The sequence below is a fragment of the Trueperaceae bacterium genome, assembly GCA_036381595.1.
Lineage (GTDB): Bacteria > Deinococcota > Deinococci > Deinococcales > Trueperaceae > DASVCN01.
Genome location: DASVCN010000023.1, coordinates 223,233 through 239,629, shown reverse-complemented (window position 1 = coordinate 239,629; position 16,397 = coordinate 223,233). Strand labels below are relative to the sequence as shown.

The window sequence follows — 16,397 nt, the reverse complement described above, 5'->3', positions numbered from 1 at the left end:
CGGGCGGCCGAACGGACAGGCGCAACGAAACCTACTAGAATGCCGGGATGCCCGTATACGTCGTGGACAAGCCCCTCGGCATCACCTCACACGATGTGGTGGCGCGAGCGCGGCGCCTGCTGGGTACCCGCAAGGTGGGACACGGCGGCACCCTCGACCCGCTCGCCAGCGGTGTTCTCCCCTTGCTCGTTGGCGACGACACCAAACTCTCCCCCTTCCTCACCGGTTCCCGCAAGGGCTACCTGGCCTGGGTCTCCTTCGGCGCCAGCACCCCTACCCTCGACGCCGAGGGGCCGGTTACGAACGACGCGGAGCCCCCCGACCTCGACGCCGCGACGATCGGTGCGGCGCTGCCCTCGTTCCTCGAGGTGAGCTCGCAGCTGCCCCCCGACTACTCGGCGATAAAGCGGGCCGGGGTGAAGGGGTACGAGGTCGCCCGCAGGGGGGAGAAACCGACGCTCGAAAGTCGGCCGGCCGGCTACTTCGAGGTTACCCTGCTCGCATTCGCCGAGCGCAGGGACCTGCTCCCGAAAGCGTTCGAGAAGCGCGACGGCAGCTGGGTTCCCGCCGACGGAGGTTCCGAGGCCCCGCTCCCCGAGCCGCTGGGGGAGTATCCCAGCGCGCTCATCCGCCTCGAGGTCAGAGCGGGGACCTACATCCGCTCGTTCGCACGTGACCTGGGCTCGGCGCTGGACGCGAGCGCTTTCCTGAGCGGACTGCTCAGGACCCATGCAGGTAGCCTCGACCTGTCCCAGGCGGTTCCTCTCGACTCTCTGCCGGAGGCGAGCCCACTACCGGCCATCGAGGCGCTCTCGATGCCGCGCGTCGAGCTCAGCGAAGCCGACGCCAACCGGGTGCGCAAGGGTCAGCGCCTGCCCCTCCCGCTGGAGCGGCGCACGGCGCTGGTCGACAGGGCGGGCGAGCTGGTGGCGGTTGCCGAAACCGACGCCGGCAGGATGAAACTGTTGCGGGTGTGGGTCAAGAGCTGACTTTTGTCCGTCCCACCCGGGCTCTGCCACCGCTGCGCGCACCCCGCTGAACTAGACTGGATTCACATACCGTAGTCAGCGGGCCAACCGCCCGGAGCAGAAAGAGGGAACGATGGATATCGGCATTCCTAGGGAAACGAAGACGCACGAATACCGGGTGGCAGCGACCCCCGGAGCGGTGAGAGCCCTCACCGAGGCTGGCCACCGGGTCTTCGTCCAGAGTGGCGCCGGGGACGGCAGCGGTTTCCCCGACGACGACTACCGGAGCCAGGGAGCGACCGTCGTGGAGAGCGCGGCCGAGGCGTGGGCGCCGCAACTCGTCCTCAAGGTCAAAGAACCGGTACCGGCGGAGTTCGACTTCCTCCGCGACGACCTGCTGCTTTTCACCTACCTGCACCTGGCCGCCGACCAGGCGCTCACCGACGCGCTCCTCGAGGCCGGCACCACCGCCGTGGCTTATGAGACGGTGCAGCTGGAGAACGGCAGCCTGCCACTGCTCACGCCCATGAGCGAGGTCGCCGGCCGAATGGCGACGCAGGTCGGGGCGCACTACCTGAGCCGCTTCCTTGGCGGACGCGGCCTGTTGCTGGGCGGGGTGCCAGGGGTAGCGGCAGGCGAGGTCGTTATCCTGGGCGGAGGAGTGGTAGGCACGAACGCTGCCAAGATGGCCCTCGGCCTGGGGGCCCGGGTGACCATCCTGGACGTCAGCCACTCACGCCTGCAGTACCTCGACGATGTGTTCGGGGGGAGGATCCAGACTCTAGCCAGCAACGTCGCCAACATCGCCGAGATGACCCGCCGCGCCGACCTTCTGATCGGCGCGGTGCTGATCCCCGGGGCTCGCGCGCCGCGGCTCGTGCGCCGCGAGATGCTAGCCCAGATGAGGCCGGGCAGCGTGATCGTCGACGTGGCCGTCGACCAGGGCGGCTGCATCGAGACTATCCACCCCACCACTCACGACAAGCCGACGTTCACCGTGGACGGAGTGGTCCATTACGGGGTCGCCAACATGCCCGGAGCAGTGCCGAACACGAGCACCAAGGCGCTCTCCAACCAGACCCTGCCCTACGCGTTGAAGCTGGCCGCGAAGGGCATCGCAGCCCTGCGCGACGATCAAGCCCTGCTGCGCGGCCTGAACGCACATCAGGGTCTGCTCACCCACCGCGCCGTGGGCGAAGCGTTCGGGTTGGAGTTCACCCCGCCGCGGGAGGCCCTCGAACAGCGGCCGGTGCCGGCGTGAGCCACAGCGGAGGAACAGTTGGGCGGCCGCCGCGAGAGAGTTTCCGGCGGCTTGGCGCGCGACTTCCCTACCGGCTCACCGCAGTTTGCCCAACGCCCTGCGGATGAGCCCCTCGGCGCTCTCCTCGGGTTTCGCAAGGGCGAGCTCCGCGACAGCCTGCTTCACCTGACCCTCCCGGTAGCCAAGGGCGATGAGCGCTTCGACGGCGTCCTCGGCGGGCCCGGTGAGCGGCGACTGGGGTCGCTGAGAGCCGGCAGGCGAACCCAACGACTCGGGCAGTTTGTTGCCCAGTTCGAGGATTATCCGTTCGGCGGTACGCTTGCCTACCCCGGGGGCGCTGGCGAGGAGGCCGGCGTCGCCAGCGAGGATGGCGCTGGCTATCGTCGCCGCCGGCAACGCCGAGAGGATCGCCAGAGCGAGTTTCGGGCCGATCCCGCCCACCGCGATGAGGTGGCGGAAAAGCTCGAGCAGATCGCGATGGTGGAACCCGTAGAGGGCCAACAGGTCTTCCTTGACGACCAGGTGGGTGTGCAGCCTGACCGAATCGCCCTTGGAGACGTTCACGAGCGTGGGTTTGGGGGCGAACAGCTCCAAGCCCATGGGGCCGGCCTGGACGACGACGCTGGCCTCGCGTATCTCGCTGACCACCCCGTCCACGAAGGCGATCACGGTAACGCCGGACGGTTCCGGAAGCTGCTGGCCGAACGCCCCTCTCCGGGGGCCGAGGATCGCGGTCGCATGGCCTCATTGTAGTATCCGGCCCGACCGCGCCGCTCTGCCGCGCCGTTCGACGGACCCCAAGCGCCGCTATCCCTGCTCGACCTCCTGCTCGCTGCCCCGCCAGTACCAGGCGCTGGTGAGGTAGTAGTCGCGGTAGAGCAGGGTGAGGAGCACCGCTACCGGTACCGCGGCAACGGCTCCCCAGAGGCCGAAGAGGACCGACCCGAAGAGGATCGCCAACAGTACGGTCACCGGGGCGAGGGAGACGGTACGAGAGTAGATGATCGGCGTGAGGATGTTGCTGTCGACGATGTTCACGAGCAACAGCACGCCCAGAGCGGCGAAGGCGTGGAACCAGCTCTCGGTGAGGGCGAACAGGAAGGTGGGCACCGAGGCCAGGAGGGGGCCCACGAACGGGACGAGGTTCCCCACACCGGCGAGGAGCCCCAGACCGGCCGCGAGCGGGATCTGCAGGATGGCGAGGCCGACGCCGACGAGCACGCCCACGCAGGCGGCGATGATGAGCTGCCCGCGGATGTACCCGCCGACCGCGTAGCTCACCCTGTCGTTGATCTCCAGCGCGGCGTCGCGGTACCGCGGCGGGAAGGCCTGCAGCAACGTGCGGTTGTAGCGCCTGAAGTTATAGACCAGGTAGATGGAGAGCACGGTCACGATGACGACCTGCAGCCCACCGCTCGTGACTACCGTAAGGCTCTCGACGAGGCCGCCGCGGAAGGCCGAGATCGACGGGAGGACCTCGTCGATGAGCTGCCTGGCGGCAGCGGTCAGGTTCTGGAAGACCTGCTGGAAGGTGGTGCCGAAGCCAGGGTCGATGCCCCGGGCGATGATGAAGGGCAGCTCCTCCAGTACCTCGGCCAGGGCCGGAAGCTCCTCGACGAACACCGAGAGCTGCGCGGCGATCTGTATGCCCAGGAACCAGAGCCCGGCTAGCAGGGCGAGCAGCAGGAACGCGACCAGGAGTACGCCCACCGTCCGATTCGAACGGTGCTCCGCCCAGGTGACGAGCGGGTGGAGGAGGAAGGCGATGAGGTAGGCGGCGAGCACCGCTCCCCAGACCGGTCTCGACCAGTAGAGGAAGCGGTAGAGGAGGTAGAGGGCGATGAGGCCCACGGCCACGCGTACGTAGGGATTCCGCCAGACCTGGCGAGCCGCGGCCCACACCTTCCTACCTCCGTACCGGCAGCAGCGCGTCGACCGACGGCACCAGCCTGACGTAGTTGTCGGCCGGCTCCTGGACGAGGAAGAAGGTGTAGACGCCGCCAGCGGGGACGGTCACGTCACGAACCTGGGTCACGATCGCGTCGGCTCCGGCCAGCCTCACCTGAAAGGTGTAGTCGCGGCCGGGCAGGCGCATGTAATCCCCGGCGTTGGGGAACTCGAGGCCCGAGGCCATCACCGCCGGCTCGCCGGCACCGTCCGAGGGGATGGCGAGGAGGTCGACCGGCCCGGTGAGGGGCGAGAGGTGCACCAGCCTCACCCGCGAGCCGCCGGGCGGGGGGACGACCTCGAGGTCGTCGCGGAAGGCGTGGAGTTCCACCGGGCGCCAGCTACCCGAGGGGGCCGCCGGTACGTTCTCGGGCAGCGTGGCGGTGGCGTCCCCCTCCTCCTCCCCCTCCTGAAGGGTGATGCTGACGGTGGAGGTTTCGTTCTGCTGCACGCTTATCTCGAAGGTCGCCGGCTGATACCCCTGGTACTCCGCCCTGACCGCGTAACGGCCCGCTTCCAGCTCCTCGAGCACCCTGTCCCCCTGGAACGTCCGTTCGAACCCGCGGGGACCGGTGACGAGCACGGTCGCCTCGGCAGGTTCGACCTCCACGGCCAGCGTTCCGCTCGACGTTTCCGGAGCCGCCTGGTAGAAGCCCGAGATCGCCAGGGTGTAGTAGCCGCCGTCCTCCAGATCGACGATGATCGTTATCGGCTCCAGCGTCTGCGGGCCCTCCGCCTCCTCGCCGGCAGCACCGTCCGGCAGCCGGTGCGGCCACACGCTGATCTCGTGCTGACCCGCCGGGATCGGCTGATAGGGACTCACCTCTCCGTAGGTCACGTCGATCATGAATAGCTGGCGATCGACGACCATGTCGAACTGCGGCGCGTCGGGCGACAGGTGCGTGAGTCGGATCGCCGCCATCGGCTGGGCGGCCCCCCAGGCGCAGGCCAGGAGCAACCACAGTTGAAAGACTCTTGCGAACGCTCTCACGGGCGGTCCCCCTGCCGCTCCAGTCCGCCGGCGGGCAAGAGGAGGTCAGTCATCTCCGCCAGTCGATGGGCGGCGGCGCTACGGTCCCGCGTCAGATCGGGCAAGAGCCCGGTCAGTTCGGCCTCCAGCGCCGACGCCGGCTGCGGCTCCATCCGCCGGATGATCGGTTCGAGCTTCTCCTCGAGCAGCCGGTAGTCGCTTCGCAACTCGCTGGAACGGCGCCCGTCGATGAGCGCCGCCTCGAGGAACTGCAGGCGCAGCACAGCTTCGCTTCGTGCCCCGTAGTCGGCGAGGCTCTCTACGGCGGCGTCGATACGCACCTCGAGCGAGGCCGGCTGTGTCGTGAAGGGCCAGGGGAGGAGGAGCACCAGCCAGAGGATGAGCAGCAGCGCCAGCGCCGCGGCCAGGACGATGCCCACCCGGCGCCGATCCAGCCTGAATCGGCGTGCCCCCTGTTCGCTCAAGAGTCCCTCCCCAGCGCATTCTATTGTCAGCCACGGCGTAAACCGGTGACGGCCACACCGTTCCCCGGGAGAGTGGGCTACAGCTCGCCGAACAGGGGAGCGTAGATGCTCTCGTAACCGATGTCTGCCAGGGTCTCGCAGCCGGTAAGCCGCATGGCGTAGTGGAGTTCGGCCTCGAGATTGGCGATCGAGCGATCGCTTTCGACGATCACCGCCTCTGCGCCAACCGCCAGGTAGCGGAACACGTCCACTCCGGTGCGGACCGGACCGCCGACGTAGACACCGGTCATGCCCGCTACCGCGTCGAGTATCTCGGGAAGCACTTCGATGGCCGCCGGTCCGCCTACGAAGCTCCCCAGGGTGGAGCTGACCACCACGCCTTCGAGACCCGCCTCGACGACGATCTCTGCATCGGCCGAGCTGTTCAGCCCGAAGACCCAGAGTGGGCAACCAGCTGCCGCTCGCAGTTCGGCCAGCTCCTCCCGCGTCCTGGGACGCCACTGGCTAGTACCGTGCGGCGCGGTGAAGGCGAGTTGTCTCATGTCCAACGCCAGTGCCGGGAAGCCCATCTCGGAGAGGCTCTTGACGCGGGGCATCAACTCTCCCATCTTGTCATTCCGTAGCAGCGGCACGATCGACCCGTGACGCTGCTCGTCGCGCTTGCCCGCGAAACCCTGGGCGGCACGCAGGGCGAGTCGAGCGGAAGGGGCGGCGCCGTTCGCCTCGAGCGGCACGATAGGACTGGCCAGGTCGCACTCCAGCAGCTCGATGCGGCTGTCGACCTCGTCTACCTCGTGAAGCACCCGCGCCACCAGCGCATACTCGTCGAGGGCAGCGAATTCGCGCTCTGTCATCGCCCGGATGATACCAGCAGGCCGGTGGGCGGCCGGAGCAGTCGGGCGCTCCACGTCGCGCACTCCAGGCGCGCCCCGTTCCGCGCGGCGCTGTTCCGGTTCCGCTCCGTTCGGGCACGGTTCGGAGCAGCCGGTAGACTCTTGCGAGGGCCGGCAGCTGAGGAGTGAGCAAGTTGGTAGAAGTAGACAGCCTCGCCAAATCGTTCGGCGCCGTGAGGGCGATAAGCGACATCTCGTTCTCGGTCGGGGCCGGTGAAGTCTTCGGGCTGTTGGGCCCGAACGGCGCCGGCAAGACGACCACGCTGAGGATCCTCGCCACTCTGCTTCGCCCCGATGCCGGCCGCGCCAGCGTCGCCGGGCTGGACGTGGGCGCAGAAGCGGAGGCGGTGCGCCGTTCCATCGGCGTGGTCAACGGGGGCATGGGCCTCTACGACCGGCTGACCGGCCGGGAGATCCTCGGCTACTTCGGACGTCTCTACGGCATCGACAGGACCAGGATCGACCGGCGGATCGCCGAGTTGGCCGACGTGCTCGAGCTCGGCGAGGCGTTGACCCGTCAGGCTGGGGGCTTCTCCACGGGGATGAAGCAGAAGATCGTCATCGCCAGAGCGATACTGCACGACCCGCCGGTGGTCTTCTTCGACGAAGCCACGAGCGGGCTCGACGTCATGGCTCGCCGGGCCGTGCTCGACCTGGTGCGCCGGTTCGCCAGCGAGGGCAAGGCGGTCGTCTACTCGACCCACGTGATGAGCGAGGTCGAAGAGGTCTGCGACCGTCTGGCGATCGTCTTCCGGGGTGAACTGGTTACCCAGGACACGGTTCCCGGACTCCTCGCCAACACCGGCAGCAGCACTCTCGAGGACGCGTTCTTCACCACCGTGCGGCGCTCTGGCCTGCAGCCGGAGGTAGCGGCGTGAGGTGGCGGATCATCTCGCAGATCACCGCCAAGGAGGTGCTCTCCACCCTGCGGGACCGACGCGCGATAGTCTCGAACCTGCTGCTGCCGCTCGTGCTCCTGCCTGTGATCATGCTCGGCCTGCCCCTGCTGCTGGGCAGTCTGTTCAACCGCGAACAGGCCAGCGAAACTCCTCTGGCTGTAGAGAACCTCGCCGAGCTCCCTCCTGAACTCGGCGAACAGCTGGCTCTCGCCAACGTCGAACCTTACGCCCAGGACGATCCCGAGGCAGCGGTCCGGAACGAGGAGGCCGACGTCGGCCTCACGGTTCCTGCCGGGATGGTCCAACGCCTCAGCGAAGGCGAGCAGGTGGAGGTCGTGCTCTACAGCAAGCAGGGGAACCTGGAGGCCGAGGTAGCGGTGTCCAAAGTCAGGCGAGCGGTCGACGCCTTCCGTCAGGAGCTGGTGTCCCAGAGGCTACGTCGAGCCGGGCTCGATCCTTCTCTGCTGGAGCCGGTCTCGGTGCAGGCGGTCGACGCTTCTACCGTCGCCGAGCGGAGCAGCGGCCAGCTCTCCTGGATAATCCCCTTCTTCATCGCGATCTGGACGTTGGTTGGCGGTCAGATGACGGCCATCGACGCGACCGCCGGCGAGAAGGAGCGAGGGACCCTCGAGTCGCTGCTGGTGGCGCCCGTGAAGCGCTCGGAAGTAGTGGTGGGCAAGTTCCTCGCCACCATGCTCTTCGGTCTCAGCGCGGCGGTCATGGCGATCCTGGGCTACGTCGCCGGTGGCACGATCCTCCGGGGCCTGGTCACCTCACGACTGGGCGGCGACGGCGCCGAGATCGTCGAGCTCCTCGGCGGTTCGCTGCAGGTGACGCCCTCGTCGGTGATCCTGCTCCTCCTCAGCACGCTGCTGCTGGCCGCGACGCTGGCTGCGCTGCTGCTTGGCGTGACGATGTTCGCCCGGTCTTTCAAGGAGGCGCAGAGTTACGTCGCCCCACTCAGCTTCCTCCTCATCCTGCCGGTGATGGCGCTTCAGTTCGCCGATCTGCTCGAGCTCGGAGTCGGCGTCTACCTGGTGCCCGTGGTCAACGTTCTGCTGCTCATGGACGAGATCGTCACCGGCGGCGCCCGGGCAGCCTCGGTGGCCCTAACCTGGGGCTCGCTGATCGTTGTGATCGTCGTCCTGCTTGCTCTAGCACTGCGCAACTTCAGCCGTGAGCGGGTGATCTTCAGGACCTGAGGCGCAGCGGCGGCCCCGTCGGAAGGTCGAGGAACCTCGCCCGCCGTTCGCGGCGAGCGGCACCCGACGACGACTGTGCCTTGATGCGTCGTGAGCCTCCCCGGCCTGCCCTAGGCTCGCACTGACGCCCGGCGCGGCGCGGGAGGGGCATGGCAGCTAGCGAGGATCGAATCGACCTGAGCCCGTTCGAGCGTGGGCTCTCGCTCTCCCTCGGGGCGCTGACGGCCTCGGCAGCGCTGACGCGCCGCCGCCGTTCGTCGGCAGCGCTCCTCGGGACGGCGGCGGGAATCCTCCTCTACCGCGGAGTCAGCGGGCGTTCACACCTCTACCGGTGGCTGGGGATCTCCCGCTCGCAGGTGGGCGGGACGGTAGCGATCTGCAGCCGGGTCACGGTTCAGCTCGAGCCGGACGATGTCTACCGCCGGCTCAGCGACCCGGGCGGCTTCACCCTCTTCAGCAACTACCTCGAGAGCGCGCACAGGCTCGCTGACGAGCGCTGGCGGGTAGCGCTCAGGACCCCTCTGGGCGGCCGCCACTCGCTGGAGGTCAGACGGACGGCCAGCGAAGCGGGCCTGCGCCTGGCCTGGGCCAGCGTGGGTGGGAACGCCATCCCGGCCGCGCTCGAACTCCGCTTCGCCGCGACCGGCAACGGCACGGAAGTCCACGCCGACCTCTGGTTCGTGCCGACCGGTCCCGCCGTGCTGTCCAACGTGCTGGCGAAGGCTGAAGGATCCGTGCCGTTGAAGCGCGCCGGCCTGAGCCCATCGCAACTGCTCGAACAGGAGCTGAGGCGGATGCGGCAGCTGCTCGAGGCGGGTGAGATCGCCACGGTAGAGGGTCAGAGCGCGGGAGCGGGCCGGCGGCGCGACGGTGGTTCGGACCGGCCTGCGCTAGTGCGCGAGTCGCGATGAGGGCCCTGACCTGGCACGGCGCTCACGATGTAAGGGTCGAACGGGTGCCCGACCCGGAGCTGCTGCTGCCCCGTGACGCCATCGTCCGCGTCACCTCGACCGCCATCTGCGGTTCCGATCTCCACCTCTACGACGGCTTCATCCCGTCGATGCGAAGAGGCGACATCCTGGGCCACGAGTTCATGGGAGAGGTGGTCGAGGTCGGTGCCGAGGTGCGCGGCCTGGCGGTGGGCGATCGCGTGGTGGTCCCCTTCCCCATCGCCTGCGGAAACTGCTGGTACTGCCGGAACGATCAGTGGGCGCTGTGCGACAACTCCAACCCGAACGCGCCGCTGGCCGAACTCTTCTTCGGCGAGTCTCCTGCCGGGATCTTCGGCTACTCCCACCTGATGGGTGGGTACGCCGGCGGGCAGGCCGAGTACGTGCGGGTGCCGTACGCCGATGTGGGACCGCTGAAGGTGCCCGACGGGCTCGACGATGAGCGAGTCCTGCTCCTTAGCGACGTCCTGCCCACCGGTTGGATGGCGGCCGAGAACTGCGAGCTCGAAGGTGGCGAGACGGTGGCCGTGTGGGGCTGCGGACCGGTGGGCCTGCTGGCGGTGATGAGCGCCTACGCCCAGGGGGCCGAGCAGGTAGTGGCGATAGACAGCGTACCGGCGCGGCTCACGAAGGCCGCCGAGCTGGGCGCCGTGACCGTCCATCACCGCGAGGAGGATGTCGTGGAGCGGCTGCGCGAGCTCACCGGCGGTCGCGGGCCGGACGCCTGCATCGAGGCGGTGGGGATGGAGTCGCATGGCGGCGGTCTGCTGGGTCCGCTGGATCGCGTGAAACAGGCGGTCAGGCTCGAGACGGGCCGGCCGCACGCTTTGCGGCAGGCGATCTACGCCTGCAGGAAGGGAGGCGTCCTCTCCATAGCCGGCGTCTTCGGCGGCTTCATCGACACGATCCCGATCGGGGCCGCGTTCAACAAGGGCCTCACCTTCCGGATGGGGCAGGCCCACGTTCACCGTTACCTCCGTCCCCTGCTGGAGAAGATCCGTGACGGGGAGCTGCGCCCCGACACCATCCTCACCCATCGGATGACGTTGGACGAGGCGCCGGCTGCGTACGAGCTGTTCCGGCGCAAGCGTGACGGCTGCATAAAGGTGGTGCTGTCGCCGTGAGAAGTAAGGGCGCCAGAGCGGGCCTCCTCGTGGCCGGGTCGGCTGCCGCGCTCGCCGGCGCGGCCCTGCTGCGCCGGCGCCGCCGCCTCGACCTCACCGGGCGGGTCGTGCTCATCACCGGCGGGTCACGCGGTCTGGGACTGGAGCTGGGCCGCCAGTTCGCCGACGAAGGCGCGCACATCGCCCTGCTGGCTCGGGACGAGGCTGCGCTCGAGCGAGCGGGCCTCGAGTTGGCGGGAGTGCCACTCGACCTGCTTCCCTGCGACCTGGCCGACTTCGCACAGGTGCGCCGCGCGGTCGGCGAGCTGGTGCGGCGCCATGGTCGCCTCGACGTGCTGGTCAACGTGGCCAGCACCATCCGCGTTGGTCCGATCGAGAACCTGGGCGTCGAAGCGTTCCACGAGGAGATGGCCAACAACTTCTTCGGCACGCTGCATGCGGTCTACGCGGCCCTGCCGCACCTGGAGCGGGGAGTTGGGCGCATCGTGAACGTCACCTCGATCGGCGGCCGGATACCGGTCCCGCACCTGACTCCTTACACGGCCGCGAAGTTCGCCGCCGTGGGCTTCTCGGAGGCGCTCCATGCCGAGCTGGAGGCGAACGGGATCCGCGTTACGACCGTCACTCCCGGCCTGATGCGAACGGGAAGCCCCTACCGGGCCATGTTCGGGGGCCGGCGCGAGCAGGAGTTCCGCTGGTTCCTTCTCCTGAGCTCGCTTCCAGGGCTCAGCATGGGCTCGAGGCACGTCGCCCGGAAGATCGTGGCCGCCTGCAAGCGCGGCGACGCCTCGCTGATACTCCCCGCCTACTTGCGCGTCCCCATCGCCGCGCACGCCCTCGCGCCGGGGCTCTTCGCGCAGGCGGCCGGCCTGGCTAGCCGCCTCCTGCCGGGTCCTGCCGAGGCGGTCGGTGAGGAGCTGCGCGAGGGCAAGGAGGTCCTACCGCCCGAGCGCAGCCCTGCTTATGCCGCGCTCACTAGGCGAGCCGCGAGGAGGAACAATGAGCTCGAGTAGCGGCTGGCAGGGTAACGAACACGCGAGCGGTGTCACAATGCGCCATGCCCCCTCTGACCGGCCCCTACAGTTACCGTGAACTGAGCGATGAGGAGTTCCGGCCGATCTTCGAGCGGCTGAGGCCTCTCGTCTTCGCTGAACACTTCACCTTCCGTTCGCGCCAGGCTCTGTCCACGGATGAGCTGGAGGCGATGGAGCTGCTGGGCGAGAGGATGGGCAAGGAGTCGTTCTCGCTGCGGATCGGCGTCTACCTGGATGAGGAGCCGGTGGGCTGGCACGTCGGGCACCAGGAGGACGCCGAGAAGTTCTACATGACCAACACCGGGATCGTGGAGGAGCACCGAGGCAAGGGCATCTACACGGCTCTGCTGCCCAAGATCATGGAGAGGGTCGCGGCCGAAGGATTCCAGATCATCTACAGTCGCCACAACGCTACCAACAACAGCGTCCTGGTTCCCAAGCTCAAGGCAGGCTTCGTCATCTCGGGGCTCGAGATAAACGACCGCTTCGGAACGCTGGTCCACCTGTCGTACTTCACCAACCCGCTCAGACGGCGGATGATGGGCGTTCGAGCCGGCGAGGAGCGCATCGACGACGAACTCGCACGCTACATCTGACCCGAGGGACGGCAGGGCGTGTACGGAGCGGCGGCTTCCGTACAGACGACCGTTCGACTGGGATCGGCTGGTCGGCTTCCTGGCGGCCCGGGCAACGCCAGGAGTGGAGTCCGTTTCGAAGGGGGCGTACGGGCGGACCTTCGAGCAGGCAGGGGCGTGCGGCACCGTCACCGTTACGCACCACAGCGAAGCGGCCTGGTTGCTCGTCCGGGCTTCCCCAGCCTGCGACCTCTCCCGGATCGAGCGCCGCGTCCGCCGGCTCTTCGATCTCGATGCCGACAGCGAAGCCATCGAACGATCTCTGGCGCAAGACCCTCTGCTGGCGCGGCTCGTACAGCAGTTCCCGGGGATCCGGGTCCCGGGGGCTTGGGACCCGTTCGAGACGGCCGTCCGAGCCGTCATCGGGCAGGTGGTGAGCGTCAAGGCAGCGACGACACTGACCGGAAGGCTGGCGACGAGACAGGGTGAGCCTCTGGCCGGTTGGGTAGGCGGCCTCACTCACCTCTTCCCCACGCCAGAACGGCTGGCGCAGGCCGATCTGTCGGGCCTCGGACTCTCGAACCAGAAGATCGGGTCGATAAGGGCACTCGCCGGAGCGGTGGCAACCGGGGAACTGCGGTTCACGGAGCTCACCGACCTCGACGAGGCGCTCGAGCGACTCCAGGCGCTTCCCGGTGTCGGGCCCTGGACCGCCAACTACCTAGCGATGAGGGCACTCGGGCTGGGGGACGCGTTCCCCGCGGGCGACCTGATCCTCAGACGGGCAGCGGCAGCTGGCGGCGGTACGCTCAGCGAGAGAGAGCTCTACGCCATCTCGCAACGGTGGCGCCCCTACCGCGGCTACGCCGCGATGCTCCTATGGGCGTCGTACTCCGGGCCGGTGGCGAACAGAAGAGGAGCGGTGGGATGATCCGTTACCAGAAGCTTCACTCCCCGATCGGCACGCTCCGTGTCGCCGAGAACGACGCCGGCCTCGTCGCCGTCCTCTTCGAAGAGCAACCGCCCCGAGAGGGCTGGCTTCCGGTCGACGAACTCGATTCCGGGGCCGGCGATCAACTGAGGGCGTACTTCGAAGGGGAGCTCAGAGCGTTCGATCTGCCCCTCGCGCCTCGAGGAACCGAGTTCCAGAGGCAGGTGTGGCAGGCGGTGAGCACGATCCCCTACGGAGACACCCGCAGCTACCTGGAGATCGCCGAATCGTTCGGCCACGGCGCGGCGGTGCGGGCGGTGGGTGCGGCCAACGGCAAGAACCCTCTGCCTATCGTCGTTCCCTGCCACCGTGTCGTGGGCACGGACGGTTCGCTTACCGGCTATGCCGGTGGATTCGCCAGGAAGCGGCGACTGCTTGAACTCGAGCAGCCCGGCAGATACGGCCCTGGGCCGCTGTTCACGAACTGAAGACCGTCGCGCGGACGAACGTCTGGCCGGTCGACGGCCAGCATCTGCTAGGGAGCCGACCGGTCACTCCTCTATCCGCAGGATCTCCCTTCGCCCGCTCTCGACCAGGTCGTGATAGCCCGCCATTGCGGCCCGCACCCTCTCGTCATCCATCTGCTGTTTTGCGGAGAAGAAGTCGTCCAGGCGTTCCACCCGTGACTCGGCGATGACGGTCCAGTACGGCTCACCCGAAAGATCGGTGAGCAACCGCATCGGTTCCTGCCCCATCTCGGCCATCAGTCTGGAGAGTTCCTTGAACTTCTCGACCATGGGCCGGACCTTCCCGGGCTTGCAGTTGAACACGTCCCTGACAACGTACATCACCGCACTCCTTCCCCTAGCCTAGACTCCACGCCGACGGGGCCATGCCCCGCCGCCCGCAAGCGTGAGCCTTCTGGGGCCCCGTCACCACCGCTACCGGCACACTCCAGGTTGGGGAGCTCGGGTCCGCTCCGATCTCGGAGAAGGACCCTGGCTCATCGGCCAACGAGCTTGATTTTCGCCGGCGGCCTTCACTAGAATGTTCGGCGTGCTTCTACTCGACTCCTGATCCCACCTGGCCGCATCGGCCCCGGCTCGGCTGCGATCGATCCCTCTGTGCGCAGGCGATCCGCACGAGCCCATAGGTGTGGTCCGTAGAGCGCCGCCGGTCCCTTCGCAACAGTCCCTTCGCAACAGTCCCTTCGAAACAGAGAATCCGGAACGCTTGGTCGACCTCGGCGTTAGGTGCCGGAGACATCCGCCCGGTTCGACCCTTGGACGACTGAGCCAACAGCAGGAGTGATCGTCTTGGAACGCAGAACGAAGTCAGAGATGGAGGGGGTGGGCCCATGACCGTCGGTTCGCTCCGGCTGCCTGTCGGCAACGCCGAGTTCACGATCGAGGATGCCCACCGGTACGACAGGCGTTCCCCGGTTCGCTGGATCCTCTCTCATGTAGCCCGCTACAAGCTCCTGGCGACCGGATTCCTCCTGGGGATCATCGTCACTCAGGCGCTCTTCGCCGCGGTCCCTCGGCTGACCGGCGTCGCCTTCGATCTGGTGCTCCAACCGGAACCTGAAGGCGGCAAGTTGTTCACGATCATGCTCCTGCTGCTGGGCATCCTGGCCGTGCGGGTCGTGTTCGATCTGACGGCGTTCTTCTCGATCGAGACGATGGGGCAGCGACTCGAGCGCGACGCCCGCGAAGAGCTGTTCGTGAGCCTGCTGGGCAAGAGCCAGACGTTCCACAACCGGCAGCGGGTCGGCGACGTGATGGCGCGCGTGGCGAACGACGTGCGCATGCTCAACGGGATGATGAACCCGGGTGTGGCCCTCATCGGCGACACCGTCTTCGGCATGCTCCTTCCGCTCGTCTACATCGGGCTGCTCGACTGGCGCCTGCTGAGCGCACCTCTGGCGTTCATAGTCGCCTTCGTCTTCGCCTTGCGCCACTACATGGCCAGGCTCAACCCGGTCGCCGGCAACATGCGCCGCCAGTTCGGGGTGATGAACGCCGGTCTGAACGAGACCATCTCCGGGATCGAACTGGTCAAGTCGGCGGCCCAGGAGGAGCGGGAGAAGGGGAAGTTCACCACCAGCGCGGCCGCCTACCGCGACTACTTCGTGCGGCAGGGCGAGGTACAGGCTCGCTACCTCCCGCTCCTGCTCTTCGGCGTGATGTTCGCCGGCGCCTTCGCTCACGGACTCTGGCTCCTCTCGCACGGCGCTCTGAGCGTCGGGGAGCTGGTCGCTTACGTGGGCCTGGTGAGCGCGCTGCGTGGCCTCGCCGACCTGTCGATATTCTCGTTCTCGCTCGTGCAACTGGGCCTGGCCGGGGCCGAGCGGATCCTCGAGCTGATGAAGGAGGAGACCGAGCTGGACGAGAACCCGGCGGGTCACAGAGCGGAGGTCCAGGGCGAGATCGTCTTCGACCAGGTGAGCTTCCGTTACGAGGATAGCGACGCCAGGGAGGCACTGAAGGGCGTGTCGTTCACGGCCAGCCCAGGCGAGACGATAGCTATCGTCGGTCAGACGGGCTCCGGCAAGAGTACCCTCGTGAAACTCGTGAACCGTGGCTACGACGCGAGCGAGGGCCGGGTGCTGATCGACGGCGTCGACGTTCGAGACTGGCACCTGGAGTCGTTGCGGCAGCAGATATCGGTGATCGAGCAGGACATCTTCCTGTTCTCCCGGACCGTCGCCGATAACATCGCCTTCGGCCTGGCCGGCGCCACCCGGGAGCAGGTGGTGGCCGCAGCGAAGGCGGCTCAGGCGCATGAGTTCATCATGGGCTTCAGCGACGGTTACGACACCGTTATCGGCGAACGAGGCGTGACCCTCTCGGGAGGGCAGAGGCAACGGCTCGCCATCGCCCGGGCGCTACTCACCGATCCGCGCATACTCATCCTCGACGACAGCACAAGCGCCATCGACAGCGCCACCGAGGACGCCATCCAGAAGGCGATCAACAAGGTACTGGAGGGAAGGACGACGCTGATGATCACCCACCGCCTCTCCCAGATCCGCAAGGCCGACAAGATCCTCCTGCTCGAGCGTGGCGAGCTGGTCGATCAGGGCGGCCACTACGAACTGCTCGAACGCAACGACCACTACCGCCGCATCTTCTCGAGGTACGACTAGTGAACCCGGG

General features: G+C 67.7%; 17 protein-coding genes and 1 pseudogene. 12 read left to right on the top strand and 6 right to left on the bottom strand.

The genetic code is table 11. The features are described 5' to 3' along the window. Positions 1-47 precede the first annotated feature (47 nt). Together truB and ald are read left to right on the top strand one after the other, a co-directional pair. A complete protein-coding gene (truB, locus tag VF168_07650; GenBank protein ID HEX7004045.1) occupies positions 48-989 on the top strand; it encodes a tRNA pseudouridine(55) synthase TruB in 942 nt (313 codons plus the stop codon). Between the two features lie 112 nt (positions 990-1,101). Continuing rightward, on the top strand, positions 1,102-2,229 hold the full coding sequence (gene ald / locus VF168_07645; protein ID HEX7004044.1) for an alanine dehydrogenase: 1,128 nt from the start codon (positions 1,102-1,104) through the stop codon (positions 2,227-2,229). 75 nt (positions 2,230-2,304) lie between these two features. Here ald and ruvA read toward each other — a convergent pair whose 3' ends face one another. From ruvA to VF168_07620, 5 genes are all read right to left on the bottom strand, one after another. Then, on the bottom strand, positions 2,305-2,898 hold the full coding sequence (gene ruvA, locus VF168_07640) for a Holliday junction branch migration protein RuvA (GenBank protein HEX7004043.1): 594 nt from the start codon (positions 2,896-2,898) through the stop codon (positions 2,305-2,307). A 138-nt stretch (positions 2,899-3,036) separates the two neighbouring features. Further along, the gene (locus VF168_07635) at positions 3,037-4,131 is read right to left on the bottom strand and encodes an AI-2E family transporter (protein ID HEX7004042.1); all 1,095 of its coding nucleotides are present in this window, start codon (positions 4,129-4,131) and stop codon (positions 3,037-3,039) included. A gap of 4 nt (positions 4,132-4,135) precedes the next feature. Further along, a complete protein-coding gene (locus VF168_07630) occupies positions 4,136-5,167 on the bottom strand; it encodes a DUF4397 domain-containing protein (GenBank protein HEX7004041.1) in 1,032 nt (343 codons plus the stop codon). Beyond that, entirely contained in the window at positions 5,164-5,631 is a 468-nt protein-coding gene (locus VF168_07625; GenBank protein HEX7004040.1) for a hypothetical protein, read from the bottom strand. The genes VF168_07630 and VF168_07625 overlap by 4 nt, the downstream gene beginning before the upstream one ends. A 77-nt stretch (positions 5,632-5,708) precedes the next feature. Beyond that, on the bottom strand, positions 5,709-6,485 hold the full coding sequence (locus VF168_07620) for an alpha-hydroxy-acid oxidizing protein (GenBank protein HEX7004039.1): 777 nt from the start codon (positions 6,483-6,485) through the stop codon (positions 5,709-5,711). Between the two features lie 164 nt (positions 6,486-6,649). Between VF168_07620 and VF168_07615 the strand changes: the two genes are divergently transcribed. From VF168_07615 to VF168_07575, 9 genes and pseudogenes are all read left to right on the top strand, one after another. After that, a complete protein-coding gene (locus VF168_07615; protein HEX7004038.1) occupies positions 6,650-7,402 on the top strand; it encodes an ATP-binding cassette domain-containing protein in 753 nt (250 codons plus the stop codon). Next, positions 7,399-8,625: an ABC transporter permease gene (locus tag VF168_07610; GenBank protein ID HEX7004037.1), complete on the top strand. Its 1,227-nt coding sequence runs from the start codon at positions 7,399-7,401 to the stop codon at positions 8,623-8,625. Before VF168_07615 ends, VF168_07610 begins: the two co-directional genes overlap by 4 nt. A 149-nt stretch (positions 8,626-8,774) precedes the next feature. Beyond that, the gene (locus VF168_07605; protein ID HEX7004036.1) at positions 8,775-9,536 is read left to right on the top strand and encodes a hypothetical protein; all 762 of its coding nucleotides are present in this window, start codon (positions 8,775-8,777) and stop codon (positions 9,534-9,536) included. Then, positions 9,533-10,699: a zinc-dependent alcohol dehydrogenase gene (locus VF168_07600; GenBank protein HEX7004035.1), complete on the top strand. Its 1,167-nt coding sequence runs from the start codon at positions 9,533-9,535 to the stop codon at positions 10,697-10,699. Before VF168_07605 ends, VF168_07600 begins: the two co-directional genes overlap by 4 nt. Next, positions 10,696-11,712, top strand: coding sequence for an SDR family oxidoreductase (locus tag VF168_07595; protein HEX7004034.1), 1,017 nt, complete (start codon positions 10,696-10,698; stop codon positions 11,710-11,712). Before VF168_07600 ends, VF168_07595 begins: the two co-directional genes overlap by 4 nt. Before the next feature lie 44 nt (positions 11,713-11,756). Further along, on the top strand, positions 11,757-12,329 hold the full coding sequence (locus VF168_07590; GenBank protein ID HEX7004033.1) for a GNAT family N-acetyltransferase: 573 nt from the start codon (positions 11,757-11,759) through the stop codon (positions 12,327-12,329). Positions 12,330-12,372: 43 nt separating this feature from the next. Beyond that, a pseudogene (locus tag VF168_07585) lies at positions 12,373-12,690 on the top strand (AlkA N-terminal domain-containing protein). Continuing rightward, positions 12,679-13,239 carry a hypothetical protein gene (locus VF168_07580; GenBank protein ID HEX7004032.1) on the top strand — a complete coding sequence of 187 codons (561 nt, stop codon included), beginning with the start codon at positions 12,679-12,681 and terminating at the stop codon, positions 13,237-13,239. Before VF168_07585 ends, VF168_07580 begins: the two are co-directional and overlap by 12 nt. Further along, positions 13,236-13,727 (top strand): methylated-DNA--[protein]-cysteine S-methyltransferase, encoded by a 492-nt coding sequence (locus VF168_07575; GenBank protein HEX7004031.1) that lies wholly within the window; start codon positions 13,236-13,238, stop codon positions 13,725-13,727. Before VF168_07580 ends, VF168_07575 begins: the two co-directional genes overlap by 4 nt. Before the next feature lie 63 nt (positions 13,728-13,790). Here the strand turns inward: VF168_07575 and VF168_07570 are convergent, their stop codons facing one another. After that, the gene (locus tag VF168_07570) at positions 13,791-14,090 is read right to left on the bottom strand and encodes a hypothetical protein (GenBank protein ID HEX7004030.1); all 300 of its coding nucleotides are present in this window, start codon (positions 14,088-14,090) and stop codon (positions 13,791-13,793) included. Positions 14,091-14,596: 506 nt separating this feature from the next. Here VF168_07570 and VF168_07565 point away from each other — a divergent pair. Continuing rightward, positions 14,597-16,387 carry an ABC transporter ATP-binding protein gene (locus VF168_07565; GenBank protein HEX7004029.1) on the top strand — a complete coding sequence of 597 codons (1,791 nt, stop codon included), beginning with the start codon at positions 14,597-14,599 and terminating at the stop codon, positions 16,385-16,387. The last annotated feature ends 10 nt before the right edge of the window (positions 16,388-16,397 follow it).